The organism is Pseudovibrio sp. Ad46 (assembly GCF_001623065.1).
GTDB lineage: Bacteria > Pseudomonadota > Alphaproteobacteria > Rhizobiales > Stappiaceae > Pseudovibrio.
In genome coordinates, this window is record NZ_LMCG01000005.1 from 273,995 (window position 1) to 299,371 (window position 25,377).

Genomic DNA, 25,377 nt, shown 5'->3' on the forward strand with positions numbered 1-25,377 from the left:
AACGTGTGAGCACGTTGTAAAATCAAGAAAAGCCGCCTCACTGAAATGAGGCGGCTTTTTTCATTTGAGGCTAATAGCCTAAAACTTATAGGAAACACCGATCCGGATAGCGTCGCTGTCAATGTCTTCCTTGAAGCGCGTTCCACCAACGGTAAAGCTACGACCGGGAAAGACAATGCGCTCATAGTCCAGGCGTACAATCACTCGCTCTGTGACGAACATCTCAAGGCCAGCACCGCCAACCCAGCCAAGCATGGTATTGCTGTCGGAGCCAGGACCGAAATTCGGGTTAGAGGCACGGAAGGTGGAAACAGCTGCACCACCAGTCACATACGCCATGAACCAATCGTAGGTGAGGCCGGCCCGGATCTTTGCGGCAGCGAAGTAATCAGAGCGCAAAGACATTTCACCGCGAGAACGCTCACCAAAAGACCAGTAAGCGCCTTCGCCTTCTACGCCGATCAGAATGTTCTGATAGGTGTAGTTGTAGCCGCCGTATAACCCAACGGTCCCGCCGTTATACTGCGTACCACTGTTGTTGAAGCGGTTCGTGCCATGAAGGCGGGCCCAGCCACCCTGCACACCGAGATAGAAGCCATCCCAGTCATATTCAGGTGGGGTGATCAGCCCATCGACAACTTCTTCCTCGTAAACTTCATAGGGCTCTTCCACCTCTACACCAGGTGGGTATTCAACAGCATAGGAATGGCTGCTGAAGCCGAGCAATCCCAATACCGCAAACGCAAATACTCTTAAGCGACTCATTGGTTCCCCCAAAATACGCAAGAGGATGACACGGCTAAATAATCAGACGTGATAGGTAACTTGATACAAATAAGTCTAGAACTGCGATCTTTATAAATGCTTGATTTTAAAAAGGAAAATTTGCGTTAAGGCTAGTTGGAATTGACAGGCATTGATGTGCTGATTTCTCAATTTCAAGGGGGAGATACCTGCAATCCCTACGAAACCGTCAATGAGCTCATGGCGGGTTTACGAAAAAGTCAGCAACTCTCTAGCGTCGCTCAACGCCTCGCAGAACCAGCTTGATAACGCCAATGCATTCTTTGCGCTGTATCTCATAGGGTTCGTGGCTGTGCAGTTGAGGAAAGCGGAACTTCATCGTCGCAGCGTGAATGTGTCTTGCCACCTGACTGACTTCTCGTAGGTCAAATTCCTCAGCAAGGTTGCCGGAATGCAGGATAGTGTGCATTGGTTGTCGCACAAGCCGGAACAGTTCTTCAAAGTCTTCCGGGCGCTTCTGTTCCAGCACCTGCAAGCAGTCTGCCAGACCCTTGTTGAGTGCCAGCAGGCGATAAGTCTCTTCAAATTCCATCATGAGAAACTTGCTCAGACGTGCTGAGGCACTGGCGTTGGGGTCAGTAGCTGTTTCAAGGCGCGCAACCAGCTTCACCACCTCTGCAGCGACAACAGCACAGGCAAGGTCTATCTTGCTTGGGTAGAAGTTATAGATGTGTGCCATTGAGATACCTGAGGCATCTGCAATCTCGCTCACCGAGGTTTTCTTGTACCCTTGGGTGAGGAATGCATCACGGGCGGCAGCGAGCAGGTCAGCAGCACGGCCCTTTGCAGTCAGGATTTCTGCGATGGACATATCAATTTCCGAAAATGAAAAAACGAGAGTTCCTTCAGTAATCATAGCTGAGTAGAGATTGCAATGACGTATGCGTCATATTAACGGACAAATTATGTAAAAACACGAATGATATTAATGCGCTAAGCGCGATTTCTTTGATTTTAGTCATTGTTGGATTTTTGCGAATTATTAGTATTAGAAATATCTAATATAAAAGGAGTCGAAGCATGGCTGTAGAAAAATGGCAAGAATTCCTCACCCAAACGGATGGTCGCATCGCTGAACTGCGCCCGGGTATTCCTGGCGTTATGAAGGGGTTTGGCGAAATCGCGAAAAGCGCGATTGGAACCGGCGCTCTTGAACCGAAGCAAAAAGAGCTCATCGCGATCTCCATCGGTGTTGCTGCACGCTGTGATGCCTGCCTTGGATACCACGCAAAAGCCTGCATCAAATATGGTGTAACACGTGAAGAGCTGATGGAAGCTCTCGGTGTGGCTGTTTACATGGGTGGCGGACCTTCCCTCATGTACGCAGCAGAAGCGCTCAGTGCATTTGATGCTCTGTCTTCAGAAGCAAAGTAAGAAGTGACGTATCTTCACCCAATCTCTCTGTTTTCCTAAAACTTAGAGAGCAAACTGCTTGCGTGCACTTGCCCTGAATTGCGTTCAAGGGTAAGTGCAACGAGGGGAAGCCTCTTAGATTTCAGGTAGGCAAAATTGGTGGGTGCACCTTCACAGGTTGGTTCGGAAAGCTCTTCTGTTTTTATGGAGCTGGAAAAGAACTTTCGTGACTTGGAAAACGAAAGAAATCTGCGTGTTCTGCACGCGGGCGATCTTTCACACCTGTATCTTCATAAAAAATCTGAAGCTCACTACGCCAATTGTCGGTTCATCTACATTCGATCAATTGAGCACTACCTTTCCCTTTTTCCAGTTGATGAGACGGTAGACGTTGATGTGAATGTCCCGGCAAATGTGTCTGGCTGGGACTTAAAAAAAACGCTCATTGCGCTGTTAAAAGGCAATCCTGAGCCGCTTGATTGGGTTCAGTTGAAGGACCCATATGCGGGGCATGACGAGTTTCCGAAGTCGTTGATCTCTTTTGCCCTTGAGCATTGTGACCCGGTTCGTTTCGCGCTTTATCATTACAATCGGATTGAGCGACAGAAGCACCGGTTTGACGGTGTGTCACTCGGCGAGATCGTACCTGAACGCTTGTATGACCTCATCCGCTCATCACTGGTGCTGCGCTGGTACAATCAGAATCGCTATCAGGGTGTTCCGCCTTCTCGCCTCTCAGATATTGCCGAGGCGACCTTTATTCGCCCCGTTCTGCGTGGTGAGATCGAGGAGTTGGTAGAGCGTAGCGAAGCTGGGATGATCAAGGACGTCGTTCGCCCTGCTGGCGCTATCAACGATCTGATCCTGGCTGAATTGGAGGCTGGCCCTGCACTACTTGCCCGCCGACGTCGCCAATTTACTCAGGAAACTGCAGCTCAAGCGGACCGATTCTTCCTGAAATGGGCAGTCGTCCCTAAAAACTAATGGTCTCACAAGGCCTTCTGTTTACTTCTCTCACCTGTAGTCCTGCAGAAACAGCAGAACCGTGCCAGTTTGCGTGAGAAAGATCTTTACCTTTCTCACAATACCTTGAAATCGCGGGGATTATGACCCCCAGCGCTTGCTGTTATGACCACGCCGGAGACGTGAACAGCGCAACAGCGCAAATCAAACCAACGAACCAGACAAGAGAACGCAGGGTGGCGCGGTTAAGCCAATAGCATGCGACGAACAGCACGCGCATTGCGATGAACAAACCGCACAGTCTTTCAATCCAGTCTGGGTCACCGCCATAGGCGAGGGCAACGAGCACAGATACTGCATAAAGAGGGAAAGCTTCGAGGCCGTTGATCTCTGCGGAGCGCGCGCGCAAGCGAAATCCTTCTTTCCAATATTCTGGGTCTCTTGGGTTTGAGTTGTCGAACTTGCGGGAAAATTTGGCAGGAAGAACAGAAAGCCATGGCATCAGACCGGCAATCAGTATGGTCCATAAAGGGAAAGACATTGTGCAGCTCCAAATAAACTCAGAAAAATCGGAGCCTTTATACAGGCATAAAGAAGCAAAGTGAACTGAGTTCACTTAGGTTTGAAGCCTCCATTGCGAATATTTCCGCACTTTGGCTTCGCTCATTCCAATTCTAATCGCAATTATTTTAAGCGCATCGTCTGGTTGTCATCGATCCGAAGAAAAAGGGCACTATGAAGTGCTGGAACCGAGTGACACCGAATGATTGGACATTGTCCGGCGCTCCAGTGGAGACGTGCCTATGACTAAGGCAAATGTACTGTTTGTTTGCGTAGATAATTCATTTCTGAGTCTGGCTGCAGAAGCCTACTTAAACCATACCTCCATGGGAGAGTTGCGTGCCTTCTCTGGTGGCCCCTTGCCACGAGAGGAAATGGTTTCGCTCACCAAGAAAGTTCTTTTCGCCAGCGGTATGGATGAAGGAGGATTGCATCCGAAGCCCTGGACGATTTTTTCGCTGCCCCATGCACCTCAACCTGACTACATAATAAGACTTCAGACAAGTGTGCTTCTTGACAAGCAACCGATGTGGCCCGGTCATCCGGTAAAGTTGAACTGGGATATCTGCCTAGATGAAGATGTTCCTCGGAACATAAAAGAGGCAACAGATGCATTCCGCAAAATTAAAGAATCTATAGATCTTGCAACCTCCTCTAAGGTTTTTTCTAGTGATTCTCTAAATTGGCGTGCTGCTTGTTAAGGTTGGCTGGCCCAATGCTTTATGAGAGTTGTCAGATTTTCCCATGTTTCCCTTAGGAAATAGGGGTTTCAGTGGGAAACTCACATTTTTTTGAGTGGTAAACCTTTCACCTGCCTTGTTTTAGGGGCAGTTTCTTAAGGTCTTTATGGTTAATACGCCTTAATTCACAAGGCTGGGATGACACCACTATGAATCGTAGTTTGACGATTGCATTTGTTTCTGTAATTGCACTTTCCACAATAGCGTGCCAGCGGACGACGTATACCCGTAGCTATGTCTCTCCGTTGCCTGCGTCTCCGATCTCACCAATCGAAGGTCAGACACTGTCGCCGATCACTCCTGGTCAGCCAGGTTCTGAAGGCCAGATCTTGGTTGATGGTCAGGACGCGAACGCTAACTCGCAGGTTGTTTCTGCACCTCCTGCTCCAAACGTAAATGCAACAGGTGGCTCTGTAGGCCGCACTGATTTGCTTGGCGGATGGAGCGTCTCTTCAGGTGGCGACAACTGTAAGCTCTTCATGACGCTGACCAAGTGGAGCGGCGGCTACCGCGCGAATACACGCGGTTGTAGCGATGCGACGCTCTCTCAGATCTCTGCATGGAATCTGAATGGCAGTCAGGTTGTCTTGAAAGACGCTGGCGGCGGAAACGTTGCAACCCTCTCTGGTGCCGGAACTAACTTCTCTGGTCAGACAGCGAACGGCGCTCCGATCAACTTCGCCCGCTAATCATCATCTGATGATCTTATAAGTTTCAAAGCGTTGCGCCGGTATCAGGTGCAGCGTTTTTTGTGTTTGCTTATGTGCGCCGCAGATTTTGATCAGATGTGAGACGTTGGTTTTACGAATAAACCCTATTGTACTTGCGTCTGGGTGGCGCTCTCCTTTATGCCATGGGAAAATATAGCCCATCGGATCGGCGTGATTTGCCCTCTGAAATACAGCTTAAGGAATGTGAGCTCCGTGCTTGAGAATACGTCTAACCTAACAACCGTCCTTGCCCACTACGAAGCGATGGTCGCACGGGGCGACCTGGAGGCCGATCCGGCGCAAATTCAGGTGGCAAAGTCTCTGGATGCTTTAACTGCAGAAATGGCGCAGCGAAAGCCGGAAGAGAAAAAAGGGCTGTTAGGTCGCCTGTTTGGAAAAGGCAAAGAAGAGCCTGACTACATCAAAGGCCTATATGTTTGGGGTTCTGTCGGACGTGGCAAAACCATGCTCATGGATCTGTTCTACGATCTAAGTCCTGAACCTAAAAAGCATCGTTCCCACTTCCATGAGTTTATGGAGGAGATCCACGATCGCATATTTATGGTCCGCAAGAAGATCAGTGCTGGGACGATCAAAGACCGCGATCCGATCATTCCAGTTGCTGAAGAGATCATCAGCACAACGCGGCTCCTGTGCTTTGATGAGTTCACTGTAACTGACATCGCTGATGCAATGTTGCTTGGACGGCTTTTCGGTAAATTGTTCGAGGCTGGCGTTGTCGTCGTGTGTACCTCAAACGTGGTGCCGGATGAGCTCTATAAAGACGGACTGAATAGAAATCACATTCTTCCATTCATCCGTTCTTTGAATGAGCGAATGAGTGTCATTCACTTGGATGCGCCGACCGATTACCGCCTTGAGAAGCTCTCCGGCTCAGATACCTACCTCGAGCCGCTTGGTCCTGAGAGCCTCCAGAAGATGGAGAAACTTTGGGCCAGCATGACCTACGGCCTTCAATGTCATCTTGTTGAGTTAGAAAACAAAGGCCGGAAAATACCAGTAAGCCGCACTTGTAGTGCGATTGCCTGGTTCACATTTCAGGAATTGTGCTGCACCCCGCTGGGGCCCTCTGATTACCTGCGTATTGCACATGCTTTCAACACAGTTTTCCTCGAAGGTGTGCCCGTACTGGACAAGGCGCGTAGGAATGAAGCAAAGCGATTCATCAACCTGATTGATACGCTCTACGACAATCACGTTCATCTCGTGATTCAGGCAAGCGCAGAGCCGCAGGACCTCTATGTTGCCTCATCTGGAACCGAAGCATTTGAGTTTGATCGAACAGCTTCGCGCCTGATCGAAATGCGTTCGGAAGAGTACTTGATGCGTGAGCATAATACCGAAAACTGAAAAAATTTAATTTTATTCAGAAATGACGTATTGAGAGCTTATCCAAACTGCTAAAAAAACGTCATTTTACGGAAAATAACGCGGATGTGTGTTTCATTTGGGTTGCGCACATCCGTCAAAACCGCTACCCACTGCGACAAATAGGCACCATATATCATGGTTCTATGTTACGTAAAGGGGAGCTCCTCATGGCGCGCAACAAGATTGCTTTGATTGGATCCGGTCAGATTGGTGGCACACTTGCACACCTCGCTGGTCTGAAAGAACTGGGTGATATCGTTCTGTTCGACATCGCTGAAGGTATGCCTCAGGGCAAAGCTTTGGACTTGGCAGAATCTTCTCCAGTTGACGGCTTTGACTCTGGTCTGTCTGGCACAAACACCTATGAAGGCATCGCTGGTTCTGATGTCGTCATCGTGACTGCAGGTGTTCCTCGTAAACCTGGCATGAGCCGTGATGATCTGCTTGAAATTAACCTGAAGGTTATGGAGCAGGTTGGTGCTGGTATTAAGAAGTACGCTCCAGACGCTTTCGTAATCTGCATCACCAACCCACTCGACGCGATGGTTTGGGCTCTGCAGAAATTCTCCGGTCTTCCAGCAAACAAAGTTGTTGGCATGGCTGGCGTATTGGATAGCGCTCGCTTCCGTTACTTCCTTGCAGAAGAATTCAAAGTATCCGTAGAAGACGTAACCGCATTCGTTCTTGGCGGTCACGGCGATACAATGGTTCCACTGACACGCTACTCCACTGTTGCTGGCGTTCCACTCACCGATCTGGTGAAAATGGGCTGGCTCACTGCTGAGCGTCTCGAAGAAATCGTTCAGCGCACCCGTGATGGTGGCGCAGAGATCGTTGGTCTTCTGAAAACAGGTTCCGCATTCTACGCACCAGCTGCATCTGCTATCGCAATGGCAGAAAGCTACCTCAAAGACAAAAAGCGCGTTCTTCCATGTGCTGCATACCTTGATGGCCAGTATGGTCAGAAAGACATGTACCTTGGCGTGCCAACTGTTATTGGCGAAAACGGCATCGAACGTATCATTGAAATTGATCTCAATAGCGATGAAAAAGCGATGTTCGACAAATCTGTTTCTTCTGTAAACGGCCTTGTTGACGCTTGTAAGAAAATCCAGCCTGCTCTGGCATAAGCCACGCAAGCTATGATCTGAAAGACTGGCAGCACTAGGCGTTGCCAGTCTAGCTCCCTGCTTCGGCAGGGCCCCTTAGAATGGGAAGGGCAGATGAACATACATGAATACCAGGCCAAACAGGTCCTGAAGGAATACGGCGCACCTGTTGCTGAAGGTGTTGCAATTTTCTCCGCTGATGAAGCTGAAGCCGCTGCAAAAAGCCTTCCAGGCCCGTTGTGGGTTGTGAAGTCCCAAATCCACGCAGGTGGTCGCGGTAAGGGTAAGTTCAAAGAACTTGGCCCAGAAGCAAAAGGCGGCGTTCGTCTTGCATTCAACTTGGATGAAGTAAAGTCCCACGCTGCTGACATGCTCGGCAACACTCTGGTGACTGCACAGACCGGTGATGCTGGTAAAGTCGTAAACCGTCTCTACATTGAAGACGGCGCAGACATTGACCGCGAACTGTACCTCTCTCTGCTCGTCGACCGCACGTGTGGTCAGGTTGCTTTCGTAGCATCCACCGAAGGCGGCATGGATATCGAGGAAGTTGCGCACAACACGCCAGAACTTATCCTCACTCTGCCAATCGATCCGCTTCAGGGCGTGACCGAAGACAAAGCATCCGCTCTTTGTGACACCCTCAAGCTTGAAGGTGAAGCACGCGCGGATGGCATGAAGCTGTTCCCAATCCTCTACAAAGCATTTGTAGAAAAGGATATGGCGCTTCTCGAAATCAACCCACTGATCGTTATGGAAAATGGTCGTCTGCGCGTTCTGGATGCGAAAGTGTCCTTTGACGGCAACGCACTGTTCCGCCACGAAGACATTGTTGCCCTGCGCGATAAGACCGAAGAAGACGAAAAAGAGATCGAAGCTTCCAAGCACGACCTCGCTTACGTTGCTCTCGACGGTAACATCGGCTGCATGGTGAACGGTGCTGGTCTGGCAATGGCGACCATGGACATCATCAAGCTGTATGGTGCTGAACCTGCAAACTTCCTCGACGTTGGTGGCGGTGCGACCAAAGAGAAAGTAACCTCTGCGTTCAAGATCATCACGTCCGATCCAAACGTACAGGGCATTCTGGTTAACATCTTCGGTGGCATCATGCGTTGTGATGTGATCGCAGAAGGCGTTCTGGCTGCTGTTAAAGAAGTTGGTCTTCAGGTTCCACTCGTTGTGCGTCTCGAAGGCACCAACGTTGAGCTTGGTAAAAAGATCATTAGCGAAAGCGGCATGAATGTTATTCCTGCTGACGATCTCGACGATGCAGCTCAGAAAATCGTGGCTGCTGTGAAGGAGGTCGCATAATGTCTATCCTCGTCGACAAAGACACCAAAGTCATCGTTCAGGGTCTGACTGGTAAAACCGGTACATTCCACACTGAGCAGGCACTGGCTTACTTCGGCACCCAAATGGTTGCTGGCGTACACCCTAAAAAAGGCGGAGAAACCTGGTCTTCCGGACTTGAATCCGCTGCTGAACTGCCAATCTTTGCTTCCGTTAAAGAAGCTAAAGAAGCAACCGGTGCAAACGCTTCTGTTGTTTACGTCCCACCAGCAGGTGCAGGCGCAGCAATCATCGAAGCTATCGACGCTGGCATTCCTTTGATCGTTTGTATCACTGAGGGTATCCCGGTTGCAGACATGGTGAAGGTTAAAGCTCGCCTCGACGCATCCGACAGCCGTCTTCTCGGTCCAAACTGTCCAGGTGTTCTGACACCTGAACAGTGCAAGATTGGCATTATGCCAGGCTCCATCTTCCAGAAGGGCTCTGTAGGTATTGTTTCCCGTTCAGGTACACTTACTTATGAAGCAGTCTTCCAGACTTCGCAGGAAGGCCTCGGCCAGTCCACTGCAGTCGGTATTGGTGGTGACCCTGTAAAAGGCACTGAGTTCATCGATATGCTGGACCTGTTCCTGGATGATCCAGAAACAGAATCCATCATCATGATCGGTGAGATCGGTGGTTCTGCAGAAGAAGAAGCAGCTGAATGGCTCAAAGAACAGGCTGCAAAAGGCCGTTCTAAGCCAATGGTTGGCTTCATTGCTGGTCGTACAGCGCCTCCAGGCCGTACCATGGGTCACGCAGGTGCTGTGATCTCTGGCGGTAAAGGCGGAGCGGACGACAAGATTGCTGCAATGGAAGACGCGGGCATCCGTGTATCTCCATCCCCAGCTAAGCTTGGCAAGACCCTTGTTGCTCTTCTCGAAGAGTTGAAGCAGGGTGCTTAAAAATTACACCTCCTATACCATTTAGGAGGCATACTAAATCGACTGTCGGTGAATCACTTTCATCGACAGTCTTGAGAAGGCAGTAAGTCCCCAGGCTTGCTGTCAGTCGCGGGACCCAAGGGTATGTGGTGTGTGACACCCGCCCAAAGAAAGTAGGGCGGATCAACAGTCCGCTTAAAAACGATGGCTCGGCAGGACGCGAACAACGTATTCGCGCTGACGTCGTTTCTTTACGGCGCCAACGCTCCTTATATTGAAGAGCTTTATGCTCAATATCAGGAAAACCCGAATTCACTCGACCCCGAGTGGAAAGAATTCTTTTCTTCGCTTCAGGACAATCCAGAAGACGTAATCAAGGAAGCTCGCGGAGCAACCTGGCAGCGTTCTGATTGGCCAGTTCCAGCAAATGGTGAACTGGTTTCAGCTCTTGATGGCGACTGGCCCGCTGAAAAAGAAGTCAGCAAAAAGATCAAGTCCACGGCCAAGAAGAATGGTGTTGAGCTAACTGAAGATCAGGTGCTGCAGGCAACTCGCGATAGTGTTCGTGCGATCATGATGATCCGTGCTTACCGTATGCGCGGCCACTTGCATGCTGATCTTGACCCGCTCCGCCTTGCTGTTCCTGGTGACCATGAAGAGTTGCATCCCGCGACCTATGGCTTCTCTGAAGCAGACTGGGATCGGAAGATCTTCCTGGACAACGTTCTGGGCATGGAATTCGCCACCATCCGTGAGATGCTGGAAATTCTGAAACGGACCTATTGCTCCACCCTTGGTGTTGAGTTCATGCACATCTCTGATCCTGCTGCAAAAGCATGGATCCAGGAGCGCATTGAAGGTCCGGACAAGCATGTTGCCTTCACACCGGAAGGTAAGAAAGCGATCCTCAATAAACTTGTTGAGGCCGAAGGCTTCGAGAAGTTCCTTGATGTAAAATACACCGGTACAAAGCGTTTCGGTCTGGACGGTGGTGAAGCACTGATCCCGGCGCTTGAGCAGATCATCAAACGCGGTGGTGCTCTTGGTGTTAAAGACATCGTTCTGGGCATGGCACACCGTGGCCGTCTGAACGTTCTGTCTCAGGTGATGGGCAAGCCACATCGCGCGATCTTCCATGAATTCAAGGGCGGTTCATATGCTCCTGATGATGTGGAAGGCTCTGGTGATGTGAAGTACCACCTCGGTGCTTCTTCTGACCGCTCTTTCGACAACAACAACGTTCACCTGTCTTTGACAGCGAACCCGTCTCACCTTGAGATCGTAAACCCGGTTGTTCTGGGTAAGGTCCGCGCCAAGCAGGACCAGCTTTCTGATTGGAAAGAGACATCGGAAATTGATCGCAGTAACGTCCTCCCATTGCTTCTGCATGGCGATGCTGCGTTTGCTGGTCAGGGTGTTGTTGCTGAATGTTTCGGTCTGTCCGCACTTCGTGGTCACCGCACTGGTGGTTCGATCCATGTGATCATCAACAACCAGATCGGCTTTACAACCAACCCACGTTTCTCACGGTCTTCACCTTATCCTTCTGACGCCGCGAAAGTGATTGAAGCGCCGATCTTCCATGCAAATGGTGATGATCCGGAAGCTGTTACTTTTGCTGCAAAGATTGCAACTGAATATCGTCAGAAGTTCGGACGTCCGGTTGTGATTGACATCATCTGTTATCGCCGCTTTGGCCATAACGAAGGTGACGAGCCTGCGTTTACGCAGCCAATCATGTACCGCAAGATCCGCAAGCATGAAACAACCCTTCAGATCTATGCTGACAAGCTGGTCAAAGAAGGTCTGATGTCTGCTGAGGACGTTAATAAAGCAAAAGCTGACTGGCGTTCGCATCTGGATCGTGAATTCGAAACAGGCCAAACCTACAAGCCAAACAAAGCCGACTGGCTTGATGGCCGTTGGTCTAAGATGAAGGTTGCGAAGGAAGTTGACGAGCCGCGTCGTGGTTCGACTGGTCTTCCAATGGATGAACTCAAAGAACTCGGCGGCAAGCTGACCAATGTGCCTGATGATTTCAATGCACACCGCACGATCCGCCGCTTCATGAACAACCGTGCCAAAATGATTGAGACCGGTGAGGGTATCGATTGGGCAATGGGCGAAGCAATGGCATTCGGTGCATTGCTGAAAGAAGGCCATTCCGTTCGCTTGTCCGGTCAGGATTGTGAACGCGGCACCTTCTCTCAACGTCACTCCGTTCTGTATGATCAGGAAGACGAAGGCCGTTACATCCCGCTGAACCATGTTGGTGAAAAGCAGGGCCGTTATGAAGTCATCAACTCAATGCTTTCTGAAGAAGCAGTGTTGGGCTTTGAATACGGTTACTCGCTGACAGAACCAAATGCGCTGACCATGTGGGAAGCACAGTTCGGTGACTTTGCAAACGGTGCGCAGGTACTGTTCGACCAGTTCATCTCCTCTGGTGAGCGTAAATGGCTGCGTATGTCCGGTCTGGTCTGCTTGCTGCCGCATGGCTACGAAGGTCAGGGTCCTGAGCACTCCTCAGCACGCCTTGAGCGTTTCTTGCAGATGTGCGCGGAAGACAACATGCAGGTAGCCAACTGTTCGACACCGGCTAACTACTTCCACATCCTTCGCCGTCAGTTGAAGCGTGACATTCGTAAGCCACTCGTTCTGATGACGCCAAAGTCTCTGCTCCGCCACAAGCGTGCAGTTTCCAAACTGGAAGACTTCGGCGCAGACGAAAGCTTCCACCGTCTCCTTCACGATGATGCTCAAACGAACCCAGGTTCAACTGTTGAGTTGAAGAAGGATGAAGACATCCGTCGCGTGATCCTGTGTACAGGCAAGGTCTACTATGACCTGCTCGAAGAGCGTGAGAAACGTAACATCAACGATGTTTACATCCTCCGCGTTGAGCAGCTCTACCCGTTCCCGACCAAGTCCTTGTGCGTAGAGATGGGCCGCTTCAAGAATGCAGACGTAGTCTGGTGTCAGGAAGAGCCGAAGAACATGGGCTCATGGTTCTTCATTCAACAGTACATTGAATGGGTTCTGGAGCATGTGAATGCAAAAGTGCATCGCCCGCGTTACGTTGGCCGGCCACCAGCTGCTGCAACAGCAACCGGCTTGATGTCAAAGCACTTGGCTCAGCTACAAGCTTTCCTCGACGATGCATTCGCCGAGTAAGTACCTCGTAATCAGGTAAGTCCGACAGGCCTTTCAGGGGCCCTGAAACGAAAAGAGATAGAGACAATGGCGACGGAAATTCGAGTACCCACTCTGGGTGAATCCGTAACCGAGGCAACAATCGCTCAATGGTTCAAAAAACCGGGCGATGCGGTGAATGCAGATGAGCCACTGGTTGAGCTGGAAACAGACAAGGTAACTGTTGAAGTACCTGCGCCTGTAGCCGGTAAACTGGACAGCATTGATGTGAAAGAAGGCGATACTGTTGAAGTTGGCGCCCTTCTTGGTTCCATCGCAGAGGGCGCAGCTGGTGCTGTGTCCGCTCCTGCTGCCGAAGCTGCACCGGCTGCTAAAGCTGCGCCTGCTGCAGCTGCTGAAACAGTTGAAGTTCTGGTACCACACGCTGGTGAAAGCGTTACCGAAGCTGAAGTTGGCGAATGGTCAGTTAAAGTTGGTGACGTTGTAAAGGCTGACGATATCCTCGTTGAGCTGGAAACAGACAAAGCTGCTCAGGAAGTACCTAGCCCAGTTGCTGGTACTGTGGTTGAAATCGCTCAGGCAACTGGCGCAACTGTTGAGCCGGGTAACCTGCTCTGCAAAATCGCAAAAGGCGACGGCACAGCTGTTGCTGCTGCTGCTCCGGCAGCTGCCGCTCCTGCGCCAACTGTTTCTGGCACAAGCATGCCAGCAGCACCTTCTGCAGCAAAGATGATCTCTGAAAAAGGCCTCTCTGCTGATCAGGTTGCGGGCTCCGGCAAACGTGGTCAGGTTCTTAAAGGTGATGTTCTCGCAGCTGTTGCTGCTGGCGTTTCTGCTGCTCCGGCAGCCGCTCCGGCTCCTGTTGCAGTGCGCGCCGTTTCGGCTCCGACTGACGAAGTGCGTGAAGAGCGTGTTCGCATGACCAAGCTGCGTCAGACGATTGCGCGCCGCTTGAAAGATGCTCAGAACACTGCGGCTATGCTGACCACTTACAACGAAGTGGACATGAAGCCGATCATGGACCTCCGCAAGCAGTACAAGGATATCTTTGAGAAGAAGCACGGCGTAAAACTTGGCTTCATGGGTTTCTTCACCAAAGCAATTACCCATGCTCTTAAAGAAATCCCGGCTGTAAACGCTGAGATCGATGGCACTGACATCATCTACAAAAACTACGCGCATATCGGTGTTGCTGTTGGCACTCCGAAGGGTCTTGTGGTTCCTGTTGTTCGTGATGCAGACCAGATGTCTATTGCTGAAATCGAAAAAGAAATCGGCAACCTCGGTCGTAAAGGCCGTGATGGCAAGCTCTCCATGGCAGACATGCAGGGTGGTACCTTCACCGTTTCCAATGGTGGCGTCTACGGCTCCCTGATGTCCTCTCCAATCCTGAATGCACCGCAGTCCGGTATCCTCGGCATGCACAAAATTCAGGAGCGCCCGGTTGCGATCAACGGTCAGGTAGAAATCCGTCCGATGATGTATCTGGCTCTGTCCTACGATCACCGTATCGTTGACGGCAAAGAGGCAGTGACCTTCCTGGTTCGCGTTAAAGAGAGCCTTGAAGATCCACAGCGTCTGATTCTGGACCTCTGATGTAAACGTGCCCGGCACTGGCCGGGCACATTTGTTTTAAGGGAAATTGGCGCACTTCTCTTCGTTGCAGCCTTCTCCCGCCTACTTACAGGGATTTGCAAATGTCCTACGATCTCGTCGTCATCGGTACCGGCCCAGGCGGTTATGTTTGTGCAATCAAGGCAGCTCAGCTCGGCATGAAAGTTGCTGTGGTTGAGAAGCGTAAGACCCATGGTGGTACCTGCCTGAACATCGGTTGTATTCCATCCAAAGCTCTGCTGCATGCCTCTGAAATGTTCGAGGAAGCAAACCACAGCTTTGAAGCCCTTGGCATCAAAACTTCCAAGCCAAAAGTGGACTGGAAGGCAATGCTGGCGCACAAAGATAAAGTGATCGACGGCAATGTGACCGGTATCGATTACCTCTTCAAAAAGAACAAGATCGACGTTCACTTTGGTACTGGCCGCGTGCTGGGTGCTGGTCGCGTAGAAGTAAAAGCTGAAGACGGCTCAACTTCCATCGTGGAAACCAAGAACATTGTTATCGCAACAGGTTCTGACGTAATGCCTCTGCCAGGTATCGAGATCGATGAGAAAACCGTCGTCTCTTCAACTGGCGCCCTGTCTCTGGATAAAGTGCCTAACCGTATGACCGTTGTCGGCGCTGGCGTTATTGGTCTTGAGCTTGGTTCTGTCTACGCCCGTCTTGGTGCTGAAGTGACCGTTGTTGAGTTCATGGACAAGATACTTGGCCCAATGGATGCTGACGTTTCCAAGCAGTTCCTGCGCATGCTGAAAAAGCAAGGCCTCAAGTTCAAGCTGTCCTCCAAGGTAACTGCGGTTCAGAAAAAAGGCCGTGCTCTGGAAGTGACCGTTGAGCCAGCAGCTGGTGAAGCCGCCGCCGCAACTCTGGATGCAGACGTGGTTCTCGTCGCAATCGGTCGCCGTCCATATACGGAAGGTCTTGGTCTGGCAGAAGCAGGTGTTGAGCTGGACGAGCGTGGCCGCGTGAAGACAGACAACCACTACAAAACCAACGTTGACGGTATCTTTGCTATCGGTGATGTGATTGCAGGCCCAATGCTTGCGCACAAAGCGGAAGACGAAGGCGTTGCAGTTGCAGAAATGCTCTCAGGTCAGGCAGGTCACGTAAACTATGACGTCATTCCTGGCGTTGTTTACACCTCTCCTGAAGTGGCCAGCGTTGGTAAAACTGAAGAAGAACTGAAAGCTGCGGGCATCAAATTCAAGTCCGGCAAGTTCCCGTTTTCCGCAAACGGTCGTGCAAAAGCAATGCTGCACACCGACGGATTCGTGAAAGTGCTGGCTGACGCTGAAACAGATCGTGTGCTCGGTGTTCATATCGTTGGCTTCGGTGCCGGCGAAATGATCCACGAAGCATGTGTTCTGATGGAATTTGGCGGTTCCTCTGAGGATCTGGGTCGCACTTGCCATGCGCACCCAACCATGTCCGAAGCAGTGAAAGAAGCCGCTATGGCAACATTCGCCAAGCCAATTCATATGTAATCTGGAATTTCTGGATTTAGAAAAAGCCGCTTCAGGAAACTGAGGTGGCTTTTTTGCTACTGGCGGACCAGAATGTAACTGCGGGTCTTGTTCGGAATTGTCGGATCATGGTTTTCGGTGCGGACATATGCCTGAATACGCTCTCCCATTGGCCGCAGCTCAATATGCTGTGCTTTGAAGAAACCACCAAACCGGAACGTTAGAACGCCAGAAAAACTAAGCTGACCTGCAGCCCAACCCCATTTGCAATCGCGAGGGGAGCAGCTGGTGAAGGCACGAGCACGCACAACCAGCTGTCCGTCAAGGCATTGGCCTTCAACTTCAATCTGAGAGAGCTCTTTCAAACGTGCTTTGGGATTTTCCCAATCCCCCAGCTCCGCCATTTCTGATTTGCGGACTTCACAGGCTGTTTGAGCTTGAGCAGCAGAAACAAGAAAGGCAAACGTGCAGAAAAACATGCACAAAAATGGTGTTTGTCTAAGTTTCATGACTAAAAGCTCCCCGCCTAGTCCTCTCATATATCAATGTAGATGGGCTCTGCGAGGAGTAAATGCGTGTTTTATCCTATCACCCTAGGTCTTTTACGCTTTTGACGATATCCTGAAGCTTGCGTGTAGCTGCGGATGGACTGGATGCCCCACAGATTGCTGAAATAACTGCAATCCCATCAGCTCCAGCTTTGATCACCTGATCAGCATTCGCAAGCGAAATTCCGCCAATTCCGACCACAGGCAACTGAGATTGAACCGTTAAACCGGCAAAGCTCTGCATACCCATATCAGCCGCATCATCCTTACTGTTCGTCGGGAAGCATGCGCCTATACCAAGGTAATCACAGGCTGAAATGTCCGCAGCATCCAGCTCATCCTGAGTGCTGACCGAAAGACCCAGCAGCTTATCTGAGCCGATCAACTCCCGGGCTTTCGTGGCAACCATATCATCCTGCCCAACATGAACACCGTCCGCATCAACGGCTAAGGCAACATCTACACGATCATTGATGATTAGCGGCACATTCAGCGGTTTCACCGCTTGCATCAACCGCCCTGCCAACTCAATTTGCTCGCGTGTGCTGCCGGTCTTGTCTCTAAGCTGGATCAAAGTTGCGCCGTTTTGTGCAGCTGCAACTGCAATGTCGACGGGATCCTGACCAGGGCAGTCTTGCGGCCCCAGCACCAGATAAACGGAAAGATCAAGCAACGGTTTCATGCATTTCAACCCGTGCTGTTGTGTTGAGGATATCGCTGTTCAGCTGATAGAGGCCGTTAATGATATCCAGCTGCAAGCTTGCTGGTCCTGCTGAATTTTTTGCAGCAATCTCACCAACAACCCCGAGAAAGACCATTGCATCAACAGCAGCATCAAACGGGTCATCGCAAACAGCCAGTGTTGCGCCAGTCAAAGCTGTTGCCGTGCAACCAAGGCCGGTCACATAAGGCATCATCTTATCCCCGTTGGCGACTTCAGCAGTGCGCACACCATCAGTGATGAAATCAACCGGACCAGAGACCACAACAACAGCGCCCGTCTGCTTCGCCAGTTCTTTCGCTCCTGCCAGTGCAGCCTGAGAGCTATCCGTGCTATCAACGCCTTTTCCACCAGCACCCTGACCAGCAAGTGCCATGATTTCAGAGGCATTGCCACGAATGACGCTCGGCTTATTCTCCAGCAATTCACCAGCAAGCTTGGTGCGGAAGGTCAGCGCTCCAACAGCCACCGGGTCCAGCACCCAAGGGCGACCAGCTTTGTGGGCAGCAGCAGTTGCCAGCTTCATCGCCTCTGCCTGAGCAGGGGTAACCGTGCCAACGTTGACCACTAATGCACCTGTAACACTTGCAAGTTCAGGGGCTTCTTCTGGGCCATCCACCATGGCAGGGGAGGCGCCAATGGCCAGCAGGGCGTTGGCTGTGGTGTTCGCCACCACGATGTTCGTCATGTTATGGACGAGCGGACTGTTGTCACGAATTGCAGAAAGAGTTGCGCAAGCGCTTTCGACACGACCCATTTTTATCCTCGGTCTTGTTGTGCGAAAGAGAGCTGGTATCAGGGACTTGGCAAACTGCCAGACAATCTATCCCCCAACACGGCGTGAGTGCTCCCTTCGCTGGAATTATCCAGAGCAGGTTCTTCGAGTATGATCTCAGCCACAACACAAGTGTCGGGCACCCCGTTTCACATCGACGAACCTAGGGGATCTGCTAAGGGAGATCAAGGTGATGTGAGGGAGGGGGACAACCTATCAACGACGCGGGTGTGCCTTGTCATAAGCGTCCAACAGCTGTGCACTGTTCACTTCCGTATAAATCTGTGTGGTAGAAAGGCTTGCGTGCCCCAGTAGCTCCTGAATGCTCCTCAAATCCCCGCCTTCAGAGAGCAAATGAGTTGCAAACGAATGGCGTAAAGCGTGAGGAGTTGCGGTGTCTGGTAGACCAAGAGCACTGCGGATCTTTTGCATGGCCAGCTGGATCATGCGCGCATTCAGCGGGCCACCACGAACGCCGCGAAACAGCGGTGAGCTGCCCGACAGATCATAAGGGCACTGCTTTTTGTAGGCTTCAATAGCTTCAATTACCACTGGCAGAACCGGAACAAGCCGTTCTTTGTTGCCTTTACCGCGAATCTTCAGCGACTTATCCCCCTCCTTCGGCGCGGAGGCCGATGTCAGAGACAGCGCTTCAGAAATACGGAGACCGCAACCATAGAGCAGTGTGAACACCGCTGCGTTGCGGGCTTCAACCCAGGGAGTGTCCTCAAAAGCGAGATCGCTGCTGACAATTGCTTTGGCTTCCTCAACGGGGATAGGCTTAGGCAGGCTGCGGGGAAGTCTCGGCGTACGGACCGCCGCAGCTCCAGCCGCATTCACCTCACCGCGCTCCTCCAGAAACGAGAGGAAAGAGCGGATGCCAGCAAGGCCACGGGCCAGTGTTCGCGTTTGTGCGCCATCCCTTCGGCGGGTTGCCAGAAATGCTCGAAAGTCCTTTGGTTTCAAAGACTCCAGATGCCGCAGGGCAACCGGTTCGCCTTCATAACTGGTCATGAAGCGCAGGAACTGACGGGTGTCGCGCTCATACGCTTCCAGTGTCCGTTCAGCCAGTCGCCGTTCAGAGCCCAGATGATCAATCCAGTCTTCAATCGCTGCGGTAACATCTGGTTTGCAGATGATGAGTAAGTCTTCGCCGCTATCAAGGGAATTTGCCATTCGCAAACTGTAAGCGCCAAATCTGGCTGAATGGTTACCAAAAGATAAACATACACGCCTTTACGAAATGCTTGAGCAAATTTAGTTGATGACGATTGGCTGCCCGTGATCACTGATGATCCGGTCAATTTCCTGCCGAGCGGCCATCGCAAACCGTTTCTGGTTCTCGGTTGGCACCACAGAATCCCCCAAAACGACGATGTTCTCGTCATTAAACCGGTTCGCCGGGCCTGTGTAATTGAAGCTGCCGACAATCATAATGCTATCATCAATTACCATAAGCTTATGATGAAGCTTACCAATTCGGCTTGAACCGCGAACGAAATGCAAATCAGCACCAGCTTCCGCTAAAGGCTGAGTGGCTGCCCAGTCCTGTCCGCCTTGCCGGGCATCAAGCGCACCACGCACCTTTCGCCCTGCCTCCATCAGCAGCAACATGGCATCATCAATGCCGGAGCTTTTGGAGAAGGTGAAGATAGCAAAATCCACTCGTTCCTTAGCTTTTGTCATCTGTTTGGTGACTTCCATCTCTGGTGCGTGGTCTGGTGCAAAGCAAACTTTCACGCGGATGTCGTCAACAATCACTTCTTTCGGTGTGTTCTCGGCCTCGTTCTCATCAACGCTGTATCGGCCAAATCGCCCCCGTTTAATCTCCCTGAATTCCCGTTCAAAGATATCGGCAACTTTCTCATTCTTGATGATGAGAAGATGGTTCAGGTTGCGGTGTGTGCCGGTCTCGGTGAAGTTTGTGGAGCCGGTCAGAACAGAATTGCCATCGCGAATGATAAATTTCTGATGGAATATCCGTGGGTTAAAGTCAGTCCGAACCCATACCTTAGAGCGCAGCAACGCCGCATGAAGCTGGCGGTTCACCTCGTTCTCAACACGAGGGTCGCTTGAGTGCGGGTCGTCTGCTGGCTCATCTACGCTCAGGTAATCCGCCTCGGATACCACTCGCACCCGCACCCCGCGTCGCTTTGCGTTGATAAGTGCGTTGGTTATGCGTTTATTGTCTATTTCTTGAATTGCTATGTCGAGCGAGTGCTCTGCAGCATCAATAAACCCGATAATCTCGCCCTCAAGATCATCCAGCGGATTATCCGGTAAATGATCGAGGACTGTCTTCGGACCAACAAGGAATTTCAGATTCTCAGTTTCAACTGCCATTGTACCCTCCCACCGTCATAACACCTTACCCTAGGGTAGATGATGTGTCGGTACACAATTATGACGGTAGGAAGCGAAAAGAGGACCTGGTTAGAAACCAACTGAGATGAGTGGATTGGTGTTGCCCTGAATTTCCAGGATGCGAGCATCACGCAGCTGCTCGTCTTCAGAGACCGGATCCTCTGCCATCCACTGGTTGAACATCTCGACCTCAGTCTCTGTCAAAGGCATGCCATAGGTGGTCTGCATGTACAGATAGATCCGCGCAATATCACCACGGGTCTCAGCCATCGGCTCGGCAACTTTCCGGCTGCTGTCAATCTCAAAATCACAAGCGCCATAAGTCCGGTCTTCTCCGGTGATAACGGCCATGCGATAATTGGAGCGGTCCCCGTTTAACTCACCAACGGCTGGAACGAGGTTATGGAGATCAGCTTCCATGCGCTTGAAATCCACATCAACTTTAGAGCAGCACCGGCGGCCCTTATAGGATTTGCCCTTCTTGGTGGTGCAGGCGGGGTCACCTTCACTCCAACAGGCGCGTGTTTTGCCAAAACGCGAAGCTGGAACAATGTGCTCCCACTCAATCCGCTTGCCGCGCTTGGCGTTTTTGCGCGGGGTATACCCGCAGCTGTTTGCATCCACCTGCTTTTCTCCATTGTAGGTGCAACCACAATAGAAGGTCTCACGATACTCTTCTGATGGATAAATATGCTTCTCCAACAGACGCTTGGCCTGAGAGAAGCTGGTTGGCGGTGCAGAAAAGGCTGCAGTTGTCCAGATGCAAGCCAAAAGGGCAGCAGAGAATACGATGAGGTTACGCATGAAGAAGTCTTTCGCAAGCGTATCCCTGAAAAGTGGTCTCCGGTTTTCAGGTGAGGATACGCATTAATAAAGATCTTGAATGAGGGGCGTGAATGAAATGCACGCGACATATTCAAGATCACCATCAGAAACTGGCGAGGGAGAGTTAAGAAACCCCTGCCAACACTGTTTGACGCGGTGGATACTGGTTTGTGCCGTTCCACTTTGACCGAATGAATGGGTGTGAACCTTGCCAAGAGTGATGAGGGGAGGGGAAAACACAGGCAAACAAAAAAAGCGCTAAGAGGCTTTGTTTGAGGGCACTTTCGGGAAATACTACCTGCTTCTCATTTTGAATAGGGAGCAGTGAGAGCTAAGTGACGAAATACAATGAATTTTTGCAGAGTGTGATTTCAAAGAACAGCTTGTTGACGCTTCCGCAGATTTATCACCATGTGCGTAACATCCCATATGGATCGACTGGGAACCGTGACCCGAGGATTGTCTATACAAGCAATTTAGGTTCCTGCTCGGGGAAGCACATTTTGTTGAGAGACCTGCTCCGTGAGGCTGGATATCGGGCGGAGATCGTGACGATGTTTACATACTTTAATGAAAGCACGCCTATAGATGACAGCTTCCCGGAAGAGCTTAAAGCAATTGCGACGTATGAACGGGTCCCGGATTTTCATCATTACCTGCGAGTTTTCGAACGGGAAACATGGTTGAATTTAGATGCGACTTGGCACGATGCACTCATGAACTTCGGCTTTAGAGTGAATCATGATTGGGATGGCTCTACCCATACCAAGCTTGCTGCAGTCGCAGAGCAAGAATATCCCGTTACAGAAAACATAATTGATTTGAAGACCCGCCTTGTTGCGAGCCTCTCACAAGACCAGCAAGAATTGCGCGGGAAATATTTCCAGCTTGTGACTGAGTGGATTTCAGAGAACGCAAAGTCGAGCCCATAAAAAACGCGGACCCAAAGGCCCGCGCTTAATATCATCGCGATATGCGAAAAAACAAAGAGCTTAAACGATGCTCTGACCGGTTGCTGCCCAGTCCTTCATGAATGCTTCCAGACCTTTGTCGGTCAGTGGGTGCTTCACGAGGCCCTTCAGTGTTGAAGGTGGGATAGTTGCAACATCAGCGCCGATAAGAGCGCAGTCTTTTACGTGGTTTGCGCTACGGATAGAAGCTGCAAGAATTTCGGTGGTGAAGCCGTAGTTATCATAGATCTGACGGATTTCAGCAATCAGGTCCAGGCCTTCAATGTTGATGTCGTCCAGACGGCCAATGAATGGAGAGATGAAGGTCGCGCCAGCTTTTGCTGCCAGAAGAGCCTGGTTTGCAGAAAAGCAAAGGGTCACGTTGGTCTGCACGCCTTTGTTCGCCAGAACGCGGCAAGCCTTCAGGCCTTCCAATGTCAAAGGCAGCTTGATGCAGATGTTATCTGCAATTGCGATCAGCTCTTCAGCTTCTTTCAGCATGCCTGCAGCGTCGGTTGCGACAACTTCAGCAGAAACAGGACCATCCACAAGCTCGCAGATCTCTGCGATGACTTCTTTCATTGGACGGCCAGATTTCATGATAAGAGATGGGTTAGTGGTAACACCATCGAGAAGACCGGTTGCAGCCAGCTCTTTAATGTCGTTGGTGTCAGCAGTATCAACGAAGAATTTCATGCCGGAAAGGCTCCTGATTTCTTAGTAGCCTCTCGTAGGGTACCGGAGGCCTAGGGGGGAATTCCGGTATGTGTTTAGCCCAGAGTGTATAGAAACAACAAGAGTAAAACCCGCTAAAGCGTATTCCCGAAAACTGGATTTCGGTTTTAGGATAAGAATGCGCGGCAAAACCAGCAAGTGCTCAACAAGGAATGGAGTTTCGTGAGTCAGCAAACTGAGTTTTTTGGCAACGGCCAGATGTGTGAACCAGAGGTTATTGTACCTGTGCTGGTTCCTGTCGCTGTCGCAGGTGCTTATTCCTATAAAGTACCCGCTGACATGGACGTACGCCCCGGTTCCATCGTGCGTGTGCCTCTTGGCCCGCGTGAGGTGATCGGTGCTGTTTGGGATGGAGAACCGGACACAAAGGTTAATCCCAAAAGGCTGAAAAGCATCCTGCATGTCTACGATACGCCCCCAATCGCTGAAGATCTTAGGAAATACATAGACTGGGTTGCCGCATGGACGCTGGGCGCTCCCGGCATGGTTTTGCGCATGGTGCTGCGTTCTGAAGAGGCTTTGGAACCAGAAACGCTGCTCTCTGGTGTGCGCTACATTGATGGCATGCAGCCTGACCGCATGACACCTGCACGCTCAAAAGTCATGGAACTCGTCGAAAATGGCATGGCATGGACACGCCCCGGCTTGGCGGGAGCCGCTGGTGTCAGCTCCTCGGTCATCGACGGCCTTAAAAAGCAAGGCGTGCTGGAAGAAGCAATGCTGCCAGCAACCCCGCCACTGCCTGATCCTGATCCATCTCTTCCGGGCAGAAAGCTGACAGATCTTCAGGAAGGCGCCGCGAATCAGTTGTGTGAGTCCATCGGAAAAGGCTTCAAAGCCTTCCTTATCGATGGGGTGACAGGGTCAGGAAAGACCGAAGTTTATTTCGAAGCCGTCGCCGAAGCTCTCAGAAATAACGAGCAGGCTCTGGTTCTCATCCCCGAAATTGCGCTCACCAACCAGTTTTTGGAGCGGTTTGAGCAGCGATTTGGGGTCAGACCAGCCGAATGGCACTCGCAAGTACCTCCAAAACGACGCGCAAGAACGTGGCGGGGAGTCGCAAATGGCGAAGTGAAGGTCGTTGTAGGTGCGCGGTCAGCACTTTTCCTTCCTTTTCACAGGCTAGGTTTGCTGGTCGTGGATGAAGAGCATGATACGGCCTACAAGCAAGATGATCGCGTTCCCTACAACGCTAGGGATATGGCCGTTGTTCGGGGGCATATCTCTGGTTTCCCTGTCGTGCTCGCCAGTGCAACACCATCTGTGGAAAGTCAGGTAAATGCAAAGCTGGGCCGATACACGAAAATCGTGCTTCCAGTGCGTGCTTCCGGTGCGGAAATGCCGACAATCAAAGGCATTGATATGCGCTGTGATGGGCCTGAACGAGGCAAATGGCTGGCACCTGCACTGGTCAATGAGATTCAGGAAACACTGACCAACGGTAATCAGGTTCTGCTCTTTTTGAACCGTAGGGGTTATGCCCCACTGACCCTGTGCAGAACCTGCGGCCATCGGTTCCATTGTGAAAACTGCTCAGCTTGGCTTGTGGAGCACCGCTTTAAGGGCAAATTAGTGTGCCACCACTGCGGCTATTCACAGCCTATGCCGGATAAATGCCCCGAATGCAGCAAGCCCGATACGCTGGTTGCGTGTGGTCCTGGCGTGGAACGAATTGCTGAAGATGTCTCAGCGTTATTTCCCGAGGCACGCGTCCTTGTTCTCTCCTCGGATTTACCGGGCGGAACAGAGCGCATAAATCGCGAAATGAAGCTCGTTGAAACGGGCGAAGTTGACATTGTCATCGGCACGCAATTGGTCGCCAAAGGGCATAACTTTCCATTAATGACCCTTGTAGGGGTGGTTGATGCTGATTTGGGCCTCGCAAATGGCGATCCAAGGGCAGCAGAGCGCACTTTCCAGCTTCTGGCTCAGGTGACGGGACGTGCTGGCCGAATACACGGAAAAGGCAGGGGATTGCTGCAAACTTACAACCCTGACCAGCCCGTTATAAAGGCGCTTCTCTCCGGAAATCCCGAGGAATTTTACGCTGCGGAAATCGAGTCGCGAGAAAACGCCGGCCTGCCTCCATTCGGGAGACTCGCAGCTTTGATTATCTCTGGAGCGGATAGAACTCTCACCGAAAAATTTTCCAAAACTCTTGCAGTAAATAGTCCTAGTTCGGAAGGCGTTCAAATCCTCGGTCCGGCAGAGGCTGCAATGGCGCTGGTGAGGGGCAGATATCGGTTCCGTTTGCTCGCAATCGCACCCCGGAGTGTTGATTTACAAGGCTTTCTGAGAAACTGGTTGTCTGCCGCTCCCAAGCCAACTGGCGGTATCAGAGTGCAGGTTGATGTTGACCCCCAAAGTTTCATGTAGTG

The 25,377-nt window shown here is 51.2% G+C and carries 23 protein-coding genes and 1 riboswitch; of the genes, 13 read left to right on the forward strand and 10 right to left on the reverse strand.

All coding sequences use genetic code 11. The features are described 5' to 3' along the window. Window positions 1–78: 78 nt before the first annotated feature. Together PsAD46_RS02825 and PsAD46_RS02830 are read right to left on the reverse strand one after the other, a co-directional pair. Window positions 79–765: an outer membrane beta-barrel protein gene (locus tag PsAD46_RS02825; RefSeq protein ID WP_063286407.1), complete on the reverse strand. Its 687-nt coding sequence runs from the start codon at window positions 763–765 to the stop codon at window positions 79–81. A 250-nt stretch (window positions 766–1,015) separates the two neighbouring features. Then, window positions 1,016–1,615, reverse strand: coding sequence for a TetR/AcrR family transcriptional regulator (locus PsAD46_RS02830; protein WP_063294250.1), 600 nt, complete (start codon window positions 1,613–1,615; stop codon window positions 1,016–1,018). Between the two features lie 209 nt (window positions 1,616–1,824). Here PsAD46_RS02830 and PsAD46_RS02835 point away from each other — a divergent pair, with 209 nt between their 5' ends. Both PsAD46_RS02835 and PsAD46_RS02840 read left to right on the forward strand, forming a co-directional pair. Further along, window positions 1,825–2,178 (forward strand): carboxymuconolactone decarboxylase family protein, encoded by a 354-nt coding sequence (locus PsAD46_RS02835; RefSeq protein ID WP_063294249.1) that lies wholly within the window; start codon window positions 1,825–1,827, stop codon window positions 2,176–2,178. A 138-nt stretch (window positions 2,179–2,316) separates the two neighbouring features. After that, window positions 2,317–3,141, forward strand: coding sequence for a nucleotidyltransferase domain-containing protein (locus tag PsAD46_RS02840; RefSeq protein WP_208981634.1), 825 nt, complete (start codon window positions 2,317–2,319; stop codon window positions 3,139–3,141). 142 nt (window positions 3,142–3,283) lie between these two features. Here the strand turns inward: PsAD46_RS02840 and PsAD46_RS02845 are convergent, their stop codons facing one another. Continuing rightward, window positions 3,284–3,661 (reverse strand): MAPEG family protein, encoded by a 378-nt coding sequence (locus PsAD46_RS02845; protein ID WP_063286410.1) that lies wholly within the window; start codon window positions 3,659–3,661, stop codon window positions 3,284–3,286. Window positions 3,662–3,923: 262 nt separating this feature from the next. Here PsAD46_RS02845 and PsAD46_RS02850 point away from each other — a divergent pair, with 262 nt between their 5' ends. The 9 genes from PsAD46_RS02850 to lpdA all read left to right on the forward strand — a co-directional run bounded on the left by PsAD46_RS02850 (window position 3,924) and on the right by lpdA (window position 16,102). Further along, window positions 3,924–4,382 carry a hypothetical protein gene (locus PsAD46_RS02850; RefSeq protein ID WP_063294247.1) on the forward strand — a complete coding sequence of 153 codons (459 nt, stop codon included), beginning with the start codon at window positions 3,924–3,926 and terminating at the stop codon, window positions 4,380–4,382. A 188-nt stretch (window positions 4,383–4,570) separates the two neighbouring features. Then, on the forward strand, window positions 4,571–5,110 hold the full coding sequence (locus tag PsAD46_RS02855; protein WP_057462985.1) for an AprI/Inh family metalloprotease inhibitor: 540 nt from the start codon (window positions 4,571–4,573) through the stop codon (window positions 5,108–5,110). A gap of 234 nt (window positions 5,111–5,344) precedes the next feature. Then, window positions 5,345–6,502, forward strand: coding sequence for a cell division protein ZapE (gene zapE / locus PsAD46_RS02865; RefSeq protein WP_063306191.1), 1,158 nt, complete (start codon window positions 5,345–5,347; stop codon window positions 6,500–6,502). Window positions 6,503–6,690: 188 nt separating this feature from the next. Beyond that, window positions 6,691–7,653, forward strand: a complete 963-nt coding sequence (gene mdh, locus PsAD46_RS02870; RefSeq protein ID WP_057462983.1) for a malate dehydrogenase — start codon at window positions 6,691–6,693, stop codon at window positions 7,651–7,653. 93 nt (window positions 7,654–7,746) lie between these two features. After that, window positions 7,747–8,946, forward strand: a complete 1,200-nt coding sequence (gene sucC, locus PsAD46_RS02875; protein WP_063294851.1) for an ADP-forming succinate--CoA ligase subunit beta — start codon at window positions 7,747–7,749, stop codon at window positions 8,944–8,946. Beyond that, window positions 8,946–9,869 carry a succinate--CoA ligase subunit alpha gene (gene sucD / locus PsAD46_RS02880; protein ID WP_063294852.1) on the forward strand — a complete coding sequence of 308 codons (924 nt, stop codon included), beginning with the start codon at window positions 8,946–8,948 and terminating at the stop codon, window positions 9,867–9,869. Before sucC ends, sucD begins: the two co-directional genes overlap by 1 nt. Window positions 9,870–10,052: 183 nt before the next feature. Beyond that, window positions 10,053–13,022 (forward strand): 2-oxoglutarate dehydrogenase E1 component, encoded by a 2,970-nt coding sequence (locus tag PsAD46_RS02885; RefSeq protein WP_057462980.1) that lies wholly within the window; start codon window positions 10,053–10,055, stop codon window positions 13,020–13,022. A gap of 66 nt (window positions 13,023–13,088) precedes the next feature. Next, on the forward strand, window positions 13,089–14,597 hold the full coding sequence (gene odhB, locus PsAD46_RS02890) for a 2-oxoglutarate dehydrogenase complex dihydrolipoyllysine-residue succinyltransferase (protein ID WP_063294245.1): 1,509 nt from the start codon (window positions 13,089–13,091) through the stop codon (window positions 14,595–14,597). 101 nt (window positions 14,598–14,698) lie between these two features. Then, on the forward strand, window positions 14,699–16,102 hold the full coding sequence (gene lpdA / locus PsAD46_RS02895) for a dihydrolipoyl dehydrogenase (RefSeq protein WP_063294244.1): 1,404 nt from the start codon (window positions 14,699–14,701) through the stop codon (window positions 16,100–16,102). A 56-nt stretch (window positions 16,103–16,158) separates the two neighbouring features. Here the strand turns inward: lpdA and PsAD46_RS02900 are convergent, their stop codons facing one another. The 6 genes from PsAD46_RS02900 to PsAD46_RS02925 all read right to left on the reverse strand — a co-directional run bounded on the left by PsAD46_RS02900 (window position 16,159) and on the right by PsAD46_RS02925 (window position 21,293). Continuing rightward, window positions 16,159–16,590: a hypothetical protein gene (locus PsAD46_RS02900; protein ID WP_063306091.1), complete on the reverse strand. Its 432-nt coding sequence runs from the start codon at window positions 16,588–16,590 to the stop codon at window positions 16,159–16,161. A gap of 79 nt (window positions 16,591–16,669) precedes the next feature. Next, a complete protein-coding gene (gene thiE, locus PsAD46_RS02905; protein WP_063306092.1) occupies window positions 16,670–17,311 on the reverse strand; it encodes a thiamine phosphate synthase in 642 nt (213 codons plus the stop codon). After that, a complete protein-coding gene (gene thiM / locus PsAD46_RS02910; protein WP_063306093.1) occupies window positions 17,295–18,107 on the reverse strand; it encodes a hydroxyethylthiazole kinase in 813 nt (270 codons plus the stop codon). The genes thiE and thiM overlap by 17 nt, the downstream gene beginning before the upstream one ends. A 72-nt stretch (window positions 18,108–18,179) precedes the next feature. After that, window positions 18,180–18,282: riboswitch (TPP riboswitch) on the reverse strand. Window positions 18,283–18,341: 59 nt separating this feature from the next. Continuing rightward, window positions 18,342–19,301, reverse strand: a complete 960-nt coding sequence (locus PsAD46_RS02915; protein ID WP_057462974.1) for a tyrosine recombinase XerC — start codon at window positions 19,299–19,301, stop codon at window positions 18,342–18,344. Window positions 19,302–19,382: 81 nt separating this feature from the next. Next, the gene (locus PsAD46_RS02920) at window positions 19,383–20,468 is read right to left on the reverse strand and encodes a phospholipase D-like domain-containing protein (protein ID WP_063306094.1); all 1,086 of its coding nucleotides are present in this window, start codon (window positions 20,466–20,468) and stop codon (window positions 19,383–19,385) included. A gap of 90 nt (window positions 20,469–20,558) precedes the next feature. Beyond that, window positions 20,559–21,293, reverse strand: a complete 735-nt coding sequence (locus tag PsAD46_RS02925; RefSeq protein WP_063306095.1) for an endonuclease — start codon at window positions 21,291–21,293, stop codon at window positions 20,559–20,561. Window positions 21,294–21,649: 356 nt separating this feature from the next. On the opposite strand from PsAD46_RS02925, the gene PsAD46_RS02930 reads away from it, so the two are divergent. Further along, a complete protein-coding gene (locus tag PsAD46_RS02930; RefSeq protein WP_063306096.1) occupies window positions 21,650–22,246 on the forward strand; it encodes a transglutaminase domain-containing protein in 597 nt (198 codons plus the stop codon). 60 nt (window positions 22,247–22,306) lie between these two features. On the opposite strand, the gene fsa is transcribed toward PsAD46_RS02930, so the two are convergent. Continuing rightward, window positions 22,307–22,960, reverse strand: a complete 654-nt coding sequence (gene fsa, locus PsAD46_RS02935; RefSeq protein WP_063306097.1) for a fructose-6-phosphate aldolase — start codon at window positions 22,958–22,960, stop codon at window positions 22,307–22,309. Between the two features lie 237 nt (window positions 22,961–23,197). Here fsa and PsAD46_RS02940 point away from each other — a divergent pair, with 237 nt between their 5' ends. Then, window positions 23,198–25,375, forward strand: coding sequence for a primosomal protein N' (locus PsAD46_RS02940; RefSeq protein WP_063306192.1), 2,178 nt, complete (start codon window positions 23,198–23,200; stop codon window positions 25,373–25,375). Window positions 25,376–25,377: the final 2 nt, after the last annotated feature.